The 9658-nt window shown below is 71.9% G+C and carries 8 protein-coding genes; 3 read left to right on the forward strand and 5 right to left on the reverse strand.

What is annotated here, in order from left to right:
* The first annotated feature begins 39 nt into the window (after positions 1-39).
* Positions 40-549 carry a MarR family winged helix-turn-helix transcriptional regulator gene (locus ACZ5DS_RS42165; protein WP_468249716.1) on the forward strand — a complete coding sequence of 170 codons (510 nt, stop codon included), beginning with the start codon at positions 40-42 and terminating at the stop codon, positions 547-549.
* A gap of 10 nt (positions 550-559) precedes the next feature.
* Here the strand turns inward: ACZ5DS_RS42165 and ACZ5DS_RS42170 are convergent, their stop codons facing one another.
* Together ACZ5DS_RS42170 and ACZ5DS_RS42175 are read right to left on the reverse strand one after the other, a co-directional pair.
* Entirely contained in the window at positions 560-2101 is a 1542-nt protein-coding gene (locus ACZ5DS_RS42170; RefSeq protein ID WP_468249717.1) for an MFS transporter, read from the reverse strand.
* Between the two features lie 142 nt (positions 2102-2243).
* Positions 2244-2885 (reverse strand): TetR/AcrR family transcriptional regulator, encoded by a 642-nt coding sequence (locus ACZ5DS_RS42175; RefSeq protein ID WP_468249720.1) that lies wholly within the window; start codon positions 2883-2885, stop codon positions 2244-2246.
* 344 nt (positions 2886-3229) lie between these two features.
* Here ACZ5DS_RS42175 and ACZ5DS_RS42180 point away from each other — a divergent pair, with 344 nt between their 5' ends.
* Both ACZ5DS_RS42180 and ACZ5DS_RS42185 read left to right on the forward strand, forming a co-directional pair.
* On the forward strand, positions 3230-4504 hold the full coding sequence (locus ACZ5DS_RS42180; RefSeq protein ID WP_468249722.1) for a M6 family metalloprotease domain-containing protein: 1275 nt from the start codon (positions 3230-3232) through the stop codon (positions 4502-4504).
* Positions 4505-4626: 122 nt separating this feature from the next.
* Positions 4627-6246, forward strand: a complete 1620-nt coding sequence (locus ACZ5DS_RS42185; RefSeq protein WP_468249724.1) for an IclR family transcriptional regulator domain-containing protein — start codon at positions 4627-4629, stop codon at positions 6244-6246.
* 27 nt (positions 6247-6273) lie between these two features.
* On the opposite strand, the gene ACZ5DS_RS42190 is transcribed toward ACZ5DS_RS42185, so the two are convergent.
* The 3 genes from ACZ5DS_RS42190 to ACZ5DS_RS42200 all read right to left on the reverse strand — a co-directional run bounded on the left by ACZ5DS_RS42190 (position 6274) and on the right by ACZ5DS_RS42200 (position 9359).
* Positions 6274-6789: a flavin reductase family protein gene (locus ACZ5DS_RS42190; protein ID WP_468249726.1), complete on the reverse strand. Its 516-nt coding sequence runs from the start codon at positions 6787-6789 to the stop codon at positions 6274-6276.
* Positions 6779-7996, reverse strand: coding sequence for an MFS transporter (locus ACZ5DS_RS42195; RefSeq protein WP_468249727.1), 1218 nt, complete (start codon positions 7994-7996; stop codon positions 6779-6781). Before ACZ5DS_RS42195 ends, ACZ5DS_RS42190 begins: the two co-directional genes overlap by 11 nt.
* A gap of 475 nt (positions 7997-8471) precedes the next feature.
* A complete protein-coding gene (locus tag ACZ5DS_RS42200) occupies positions 8472-9359 on the reverse strand; it encodes a helix-turn-helix domain-containing protein (RefSeq protein WP_468249729.1) in 888 nt (295 codons plus the stop codon).
* Positions 9360-9658 lie beyond the last annotated feature (299 nt).

Below are 9658 nucleotides of genomic sequence, written 5' to 3' on the forward strand. Positions count from 1 at the left end.
TGTTCAAGTTTCAAGGAGATGGCCCGTACAGTGGGATACATGAACACGGCAACGGACTCCGCCGGCCGGCACCGCTGGCTCACCGACGAGGAGCAGCGCGTCTGGCGCGCCTATCTGCATGCCACCACCCTGCTCGAGGACCACCTCGACCGGCAGCTGCAGCGCGACGCGGGCATGCCGCACATCTACTACGGCCTGCTCGTCGGCCTCGCCGAGGCCCCGCGCCGCCGGCTGCGGATGACCGAGCTGGCGATGAAGTCGAAGATCACCCGCTCCCGGCTGTCGCACGCGATCGCGCGCCTGGAGAAGAACGGGTGGGTCCGCCGCGAGGACTGCCCCTCCGACAAGCGCGGCCAGTTCGCGGTGCTCACCGACGAGGGCGCCGAGGTGCTGCGCCGGACCGCGCCGGGCCATGTGACCGCCGTACGGCAGGCGCTGTTCGACCGGCTGACCCCGGAACAGCAGAAGACCCTCGGCGAGATCATGGAGATCGTCACCGAGGGCCTTCAGCCCAACGAAGCGGGTGCGGACCTGCCCTGGCTCCGCTAAGGGGTCACCGTCAGTGGGCGACCACCGGCACCGGCACCTCGTCCTCGACACCCTCGCCCGAGGCCACCTTGGTGGTGGTGTCCGGGCGGCCGGCGTTGACGAAGGTGAAGGCGATCAGCGCGGCGAGGCCCAGGATGCCGACGGCGAACCAGATGGCCGCGGTGTAGCCGTGCACCAGGCCCTGCAGCTGGACCAGCTGCGCCTGCGGCTTGGAGGCCGCACCGGCGATGTGGTCCTTGACGTACGACGTCGTCGCGGAGGAGGCGATCGTGTTCAGCAGGGCGGTGCCGATCGCGCCGCCCACCTGCTGCGAGGTGTTGACCATCGCGGAGGCGACACCGGCGTCCCGGGGCTCCACACCCGCGGTGGCCAGGGACATCGCCGGCATGAACGCCGTACCCATGCCGAGACCGAGCAGCAGCATCGCGGGCAGCAGCAGGGCGGCGTACGAGGAGCCGACCTCCAGCTGGGTCAGCAGCAGCATGCCGACGCCGGCGACCAGGAAGCCGGGGCCCATCAGCAGCCGGGCCGGGACGCGGGTCATCAGCCGGGTGCCGATCTGGGTGGAGCCGGTGATCATGCCCGCGATCATCGGCAGGAACGCGAAACCGGTCTTGACCGGGGAGTAGCCCTTCACGACCTGCAGGTAGTAGGTCAGGAAGAGGAACAGGCCGAACATGCCGATGATGGCGAGGCCGAGGGAGAGGTAGATCCCGCCGCGGTTGCGGTCGGTGACCACGCGCAGCGGCAGCAGCGGGGCCTTCACCCTGGACTCGACCAGCACGAACGCGAGGAGCAGCACCGCGGACCCGACGAACATCGAGACGGTCACGGTGTCGCCCCAGCCGTCGGACTCGGCGCGGGTGAAGCCGTAGACGAGCGCGACCAGGCCGAGGGTGGACAGGATCACGCCGGGGATGTCGAGCGGGGAGCGGTTGCGGCCGCCCTCCGGCTCACGGATGACGAACCAGGCACCGAGCGCGGCGACGACGGCGAACGGGACGTTCACGAAGAAGGTCCAGCGCCAGTCCAGGTACTCGGTGAGGAAGCCGCCGAGGATCAGGCCGACGGCACCGCCGCCGCCGGCGATGGCGCCGTAGATGCCGAACGCCTTGGCCCGCTCCTTGGCGTCCGTGAACATCACGGCGAGCAGGGACAGCGCGGCCGGGGCGAGCAGGGCGCCGAAGACGCCCTGGAGGGCGCGGGCGCCGAACATCATCGCGCCGGTGGTGGCGGCACCGCCGAGCGCGGAGGCGGCGGCGAAGCCGGCGAGGCCGAGGACGAAGGCGCGCTTGCGGCCCCACAGGTCGGCGACGCGGCCGCCGAAGAGCAGCAGACCGCCGAAGGCGAGGGCGTAGGCGGTGACGACCCACTGCCGGTTGCCGTCGGATATGCCGAGGTCGGTCTGGGCGGAGGGCAGGGCGATGTTCACGATGGTGGCGTCGAGGACGACCATCAGCTGGGCGAGCGCGATGAAGACGAGCGCCTTCCAGCGGTTGGCGTCACCGCTCGGTGCGGCGGCGCCGGGAGCCTTGAGGGCTGTTTCGGACATGGGGGTACCCACTTCGGGACTTCGTGACGGAAAAATGATCAGAAAACGGTGAACTGTGGGGCGGGCCGGAAGGACGGCTCATCGTTGCCGACGGCCGGGTGCTGCTGGGTGGGAGACCGGTTTGGTGGCCCGAACTCATCGCTCAGGGCCGGCGCAGCTCCTCGATGGTCACGGCCGCGCCCGGCAGGGTGGAGCGGGCCGGGGCCCGCAGTCCGTCCAGGAACAGCTGCAGATGGCGGTGGACGAAGCGGTCGCCGCTCAGGCAGTCGACACCGACCGGCGGCCGGCTGAGCTGGGACACGACGAGCAGCAGGTCACCGACGCCCACGTCAGGACGGAGCTGACCGGCATCCTCGGCCCGGCCCATGACCTCCTCGACCAGGTGCTCGACCCGTTCCCGGGACGCCACCAGGTCGGGGTGGTTCTGGTCGAAGGTGCTGGAGATCATCGGGCACAGCGCGCTGATCCGTTCGTCGGCGGCGGTGTGCACGAAGTGCTCCAGGGCGGCGAAGGCGTCCCCGGTCTCCGCGAGGGCCTGCTCGGCCGCTTCGGCCGTACGGTCCATGACGGAGCAGACGACCTCACGGACGAGGGCGTCGCGGTCCGGGAAGTTGCGGTACACCGTGGCGTTGCCGACGCCGGCCCGGCGGGCGATCTCGTCGAACGGCACGTCCGGGCCGTGCTCGACGAACATCTCCCGGGCGGTGGTGACGATCCGCTCCCGGTTGCGCAGGGCGTCGGCCCGGGGCCGGGGCGCCTTCCGCGTGAGGGTGGCGGTCTGCACGGCGTACTCCCTGTGTCGGTGAGGGCGATCTGAGTCGGTGGGCGATCCGGGGAGCGAGTCCCCGTTTCGGTCGGACACCGTTCTAAACGGGGAGAGGTTCCCCGGTTATTTCCCGGCACCGGAAGGAATTCGTGTGACGCGGCCCACACTTGGCGGGCGGGCATCCCCGCCCGGCGGGCGGCTTCCCGGTGCACTCACACCCGACAGGAACACTTCATACCCGCTCGCTACGAAATGTCCCACCATCGGTCTCTTCCAACGCGCGCCCCCCACCCCGCCGACACAGGGTGAGCGAAAGGGTGCAGCCGGAGACCGGCGGCTGCCGTGGAGCGGAAGGTCCATGCATGCAGCCGCACTCGCCCCGCCGCCGCATACGCCCGCGCCGGGTGGCCGCCCTTGCCGTGGTGACCGTCCTGACCCTCGCGGTCAGCACCTCGGCCGGGACCGGACAGCTGCCGGCGCCCACCACCGCAGGGCCCACAGGCCTGGCCCGCTCCCCCGCCCTCTCCGCCTGCATGATCCGCGGCGGCCCGGACGTACAGATGACCGAGGGCATCCCCACCCCGACCGGATACTCCCGCTCCACCGGCACGGTCCATGCCCTGACCCTGATGGTCGACTTCTCCGACGCGCCCGGACAGGGCAGCGCACTCGACCGCTTCCACGAGTTCTTCCCGCAGACCCAGGAGTGGTTCCACAGGGCGTCGTACGGCCGTCTCGACTACCACCCCGAGACGCCCGTCACCACCTGGCTGCGGATGCCGAAGTCCTTCAAGGCGTACGGCATAGAGCGCGGCGCCCCCTTCGACCCCGGCTACCGGCAGCTGGTGCAGGACATCGTGGCCGCCGCCGACCCCCAGGTGGACTTCCGCTCGTACGACCTGCTGAACGTGCTGATCACCCCGAACGCCGGCCCCTCCGCCCTGGACACGGTGCTGTCCGTGACCTTCGCCGGCAACCCCGACGCCCCGGTCGCCGACGGCGTGCCCATCGCCAACGCGTCCTTCGTCTACTCCCGCCAGGACGACGGCTCGGGCTCCTACTCCAGCACCGGCTACCGCGTGCTGCCGCACGAGAACGGCCACACCTTCGGCCTGCCCGACCTCTACACCCAGGACGGCGGGAGCGCGGTCGGGCACTGGGACATCATGAGCGAGGACTGGGGGGCCAACAACGACCTGCTCGGCTGGCACAAGTGGAAGCTGGGCTGGCTGGACACCGCCCAGGTCGGCTGCGCGGCGGCCCGGGGCAGCGTCGAGTACACGCTGACCCCGCTGTACAAGGAGGGCGGCGGGAAGCTGGTCCTCGTACCGATAGACGCGCGCACCGCGTACGCGCTGGAGCTGCGCGCACCGGGCGGCAACGACGAGGCGGTGTGCAAGCCGGGCATCCTCATCTACAAGGTCGACGCCACGGTGGACACCGGACGCGGCCCGATCAAGGTCTACGACGCCCACCGGGGCACCGGCGGCTGCACCCACAACCCCAACGTCCACGCGGAACTCTCCGACGCCCCCTTCACCTCCGGCGAGACCTTCAAGGACCCACGCCATGGCATCACGGTCCGGGTGACGGAGGCGGACGGCGGGGAGTACAAGGTGCGGGTGACAAGGACCTAGCCGGGGACGGACGGTGGGCCGGGGGCGGACCGGGCACCGGACGGGCGGTGGGCCGGGGGCGGACCGGGCGCCGGACCGGCGGGTTTACCGTAGGCGTGCCCGGATGCCGTAACGGAGAGTCGATGCCCTCGAACACCGCACTTGACGCCGAGGCCCGTGCCGAGGCCGGGCCGCCGGCCGAGGTGGTCGCGCCGCTGATCCGCGGGATAGCCGTCCTGCGGCGGCTGACCGAGGCCGGCGGCACGCTGAGCCCGAGCGCGCTGGAGCGGGCCACCGGGCTCGCCCGGTCCACGGTCGACCGGATCACCGCCACCCTGGCCCGCATGGGGTACGTCCGCCTCGACGGTCGGGATGTCGTCCTCGCCCCCCGCGTGATGGAGCTGGGCAACGCCTACCTGGCCGCCCTGCGCCTGCCCGCGCTGCTCGACGCGCGCGCCGACGCCCTCGCCGACGAGCTCGACGAGTCCGTCTCGCTCGCGGTCGCCGACCTCGACGGCATCCGCTTCATCCACCAGGCCACCCGGCGGCGGGCGATGTCCGTGAGCTTCCGCATCGGCGACCTGCTCCCGGCCGAACGCACCGCGCCCGGACCGCTGTTCGCGACCGCGTGGACGGAGGCGGAGTGGCAGCGGTGGCGGGGCCGGCGGGCCGCGGACCCCGAGGACGCCTCCTTCCCGGCCGTACCGCCCCGGTCCGCAACCGCCGCGGACGACTTCGTCCAGCGCGTGGAACGGGCCCGCCGGGACGGCTGGGCACTGGACGACCAGTTGATCGAGCCGGGCCTGGTCGCGGTGGCCGTGCCGGTACGGGACCCGGACACCGGCCGCCTGGCCTGCGTGGCCAGCGTGGTCAGCCACACCAGCCGCCACTCGGCGACCGGCCTGCGCACCTCCCTGCTCCCCCGGCTGCGTACGGCGGTGGCGGCGATGGAGGCCGAGCTCGGCAAGGCGACACCGCCTCGGCCCGGCCCGGCGCCCTCGGGCCTGGCGACCTGGACGTCGGCGTCCAAGCACGAGCTGGGCCGGGAGTTCGTCGAGTCCCTGGCCCGGGGCCTGACCGTGCTGACCGCGTTCGGCGAGGGCCGCTCGGCGCTGTCCCTGAGCGACGTGGCCCGGGCGACCGGCCTGGCCCGCGCCACGGCCCGCCGGGCCCTGATCACCTACGAGCACCTGGGCCTGGTCGCCGCGGGTCCCGACCGCACCTTCACCCTCACGCCCCGCGTGCTGGACCTGGGCTTCCCGCCGCTGTCCCGCACCACGCTCCCCCGCCTCGCCGAGCCCCATCTGCGGGCCCTCACCGACCGGTTGCACGAGCCGACGGCCCTGGCGGTGCTCGCGCCGGGCACGGAGACGGAGATCCAGTACACGGCCGGGGCGGACGCGAGCCGGGTGCTGACCGTGGACATCACGGTGGGCGCGCGGCTGCCGGCCGCCTCGACGTCCCTGGGCCGTGTGCTCCTCGCTGACACCGACGGTCCACTGCCTCCCGCTCTCGCCGAGGTCCGCGCGCAGGGCTACGCCCTGGTGGACGAGGAGCTGGAGTCGGGGCTGCGGTCGGTCGCCGTACCGGTACGGGACCGGGCGGGCCGGACGGTCGCCGCGGCCTGCGTGGCCACCCACCCGGCCCGCCGCACCCTGGAGGACTGCGTCCACGACCTGCTGCCCGCCCTCCGCCGAACGGCCGACCGCATCCAGACGGACCTGCACACCGCCTCCCGCTTCACCCGGGTGGCGCTGTCCTGAGCGGACGGCCGGCTCGGATCCGTCGGCTCACGCCGGGGCGGCCCCTTCGGCCATGCGATCCGTGGGGACGCCGACCGACGTGAAGGTACGGCGGTGGTGGAGCAGCGGCGGGGAGCAGGAGACGCTCACTGCCGCGACACGGGCGATGACGATGTCGTGATCGCCCTCGTCGTGGATCCTCTCCCGGTGGCAGATCAGGCTGGCCGCCGCGTCCGGGACGACGGGGACACCGCCGTCGAGCAGCCGGAGACCGCCGATCGTGTGTTTCGCCGGTCCGGAGGTGGCGAAGGTGCGCGCCAGGCCCTCCTGGTGTTCGGCGAGCAGGTTCACCGCGAACGCACGCTGGGCCATGAGGGCGGCGTGGGTGCGGGCCGTCTTCGACACGCAGACGAGGAGCCGCGGCGGGGCCATCGAGAGGGTCGCGAACGAGGTGACCGTCATCGCGTGCAGGGAGCCGCCGTGTGCGGTGCTGACCACGGCCACGGTCGAGGCGATCCGGGAGAAGGCGTCGAGGACCAGGGGACCGGTCGCTTCACGAAACATGGTCGAGGGTTCCTTCGGTGCGGGCGGGCCCGGGCTGCTGGTCCGGCAAGGGCGTGCTGCGGTTCCGCTTCGTCTCGAGGCGGTTCGACACGGCCGCGGTGAGCAGCGCGGCCGCGGCCATGACCGCTCCGACCGCGCCGGCGGACGCGTACCCGAACCCTGCGGTGATGGTGAGTCCGCCCAGCCAGGCGGCGATGGCGTTGCCGAGGTTGAAGGCGCCGATGTTGAGGGAGGACGCCAGTGTCGGTGCCGCTGCCGCGTTGTCCAGCACGCGCTTCTGCAGCGGCGGGACGGTCGCGAACCCGAACACTCCGATCAGGAACGTCAGGATCACCGCGGCGGCCTGGTGGGAGGCGGCGAAGCAGAGGCCCAGCAGCGTCGCACAGAGCAGGGCCAGCGAGGTGCAGAGCATCGGCATGAGCCGTTTGTCGGCGAGCCTGCCGCCGACGATGTTGCCGAGCACGAGCCCGCATCCGAAGACGACGAGGATCCAGGCGACCGAGGACTCGGGGAAGAGCGCCACTTCGGTCAGGATCGGCGCGATGTAGGTGAGGGCGGCGAACACCCCGCCGAATCCCAGGATGGTCATGAGCATCGCGAGGACGACCTGCGGGTTGCGCAGCGCGGCTATCTCCCCGAGGACGCTGACCGCTTCGGGGCGGGGATCGGCGGGGACGAAGCCGAGGACTCCGGCGATGCCCAGGATCCCGAGGAGGGTGATGAGGACGAAGGTGACCCGCCAGCCGGCCGTCTGTCCGACCAGCGTTCCCAGGGGGACCCCGGCGACGTTGGCGACCGTGAGCCCGGTGAACATCATGGAGATGGCCGAGGCGCGACGGTGCGGCGCCACGAGGTCCGCCGCCACGACCGATCCGATGCCAAAGAAGGCGCCGTGGGCGAAGGAGGCGAGGACCCGGCCGGCGAGAAGGACCGTGAAGTTCGGCGCGGCCGCGCAGAGCGCGTTGCCGGCCACGAAGACGCCCATGAGCAGCGCGAGCATCGTCTTCCTGGACATCCTGGTGCCCAGCAGGGTCATGACGGGGGCGCCGACGACCACGCCGACGGCGTAGCAGGTGACCAGGTAGCCGGCCGACGGGATCGACACGTCGTAGGTGTCCGCGACCTGCGGCAGGATGCCGGTGGCCACGAACTCCGTGGTTCCGATGCCGAATGCACCCATGGCGAGGGCCAGAAGCGCCGGTGGCATACGTTCTCCTCGACCTCGGCGCACCGGGTCGATGCGCGAACTGGCGGTGGTGGGCGGCCCGGCCGCGCGGTGTGGAAGGCGCGCGGGGCCGGCCGGGAGCGACCGGTGCAACCCGCCCGCCGACGGAGGGGGATGGCCGTCGGACGGGCGGGGTGACACCGCGCAGTGACGTTAGCCCGGCGGAACCCGGTGGCCTGAGGAGTCGATGCGGACTGCGGGCGTCTTCGGCAAGTTGCCGGCGTCGTGTCCGGCACCTGCCGCGCCGTGCCGGGGCGTCAGAGCCTGTGTCATATCTCCGGCTGGATCAGCGCGCGGCGTCTGGTGCGTGCGATCGCAAGGCGCCGGAGCGCCCTCGATGGGGGCGGAGCCACGTGGGTGGTTCGGCAACGCGGCTGGGGGTCCCCCCACGCCCTTAAGGCAGTGGGGGAGTGCGTGCCAGGCGTCGCGCGCCCGGCCGGGGATATGACACAGGCTCTCAGTCGACCGCCGACGCGATGCCCGTGTTCGGCACGCGCAGAGTCGAGGCGAGCAGCCGCAGGGCCGCCTCCGAACTCGTACCGACCCGGGCGGTGTAGGCGATCATGCGCTGCCCGGCCGCCCCGGGAACCAGCAGGCTCTGGAAGGAGAGCTCCATCGAACCGACGAGGGGGTGGTCGATCTCCTTCGTTCCCGCGACGCAGGTCCGCACCGGGTGGCGGGCCCAGCGTTTGGCGAAGTCCTCGCTGTTCATGATGAGTTCGCCGACCAGTTCGGCCAGCTGCTTGTCGTGGGGATAGCGGCCGGCGACGAGCCGCAGCGAGGCCACCGCGAGCTGGGCCTCGTCGTTCCAGCGCGGGTACAGGTCGCGGTTGCGCTCGTCCAGGAAGAGCATCCGGGTCAGGTTCGGCCGGTCCGCCGGGTTGTCGGGCGCGTCGAAGTCCAGGTGCATGGCCAGCAGGAGATGGCCCATGGCGTTCCAGGCGAGGACGTCGTTGCGCCGGTCCAGGACCAGGGCGGGGGTGTCGGTGAAGGTGTCGATGAGCTGGCGGACACCGTGGTCGGCACAGGGGGTGCGCGGGGACTGGGCACGCCGGGAGGTGACCGTTTCCGGCCGGGCGAGATCCATGAGGTGGGTGTACTCGTCCGGGGTCAGGCGCAGGGTGCGGGCGATCGCCTCGAGGACGGAGTCGGAGACCTGGTTGGTACGGCCCTGTTCGAGCCGGGTGTAGTGGGTGACGCTCAGGCCGGCCGCGAGGGCCACCTCCTCGCGTCGCAGTCCGGGCACACGGCGTCGTTCCGCCAGCTGCGGAAGGCCGATCTCCTCGGGCGTCAGGGCGGCTCGGCGGCTGCGCAGGAAGTCGCTCAGCTCGGAGAAGTCAGGCATGGGGTGCCCTTCCAGTGGATCCGTGACGTGGACCGTGCCTCTCGTCCAACGGAGGCGGCACCCGGGTGCTTCCCGTGCTGGGTGGTCACGATATGACCACCCAACGCGCGCCCTGTCAGCGGCCGACGAGTCGTTTTTGGGGACTGGGTAGGTGCCGGCCCCGGTCGCAGGATTCCTTCGGTCGAAGCTTCTCGAAGGGAATCTCATGTCTGTTGTTGATGGTGTGGTTGAGGGGGCGGTGGGTGCCGGGTCGGGGGGTGTGGGGCCGCAGCGGTTGACGTCGCGGATGCGGTTGACGC

It is taken from the genome of Streptomyces sp. NPDC031100, assembly GCF_055570785.1.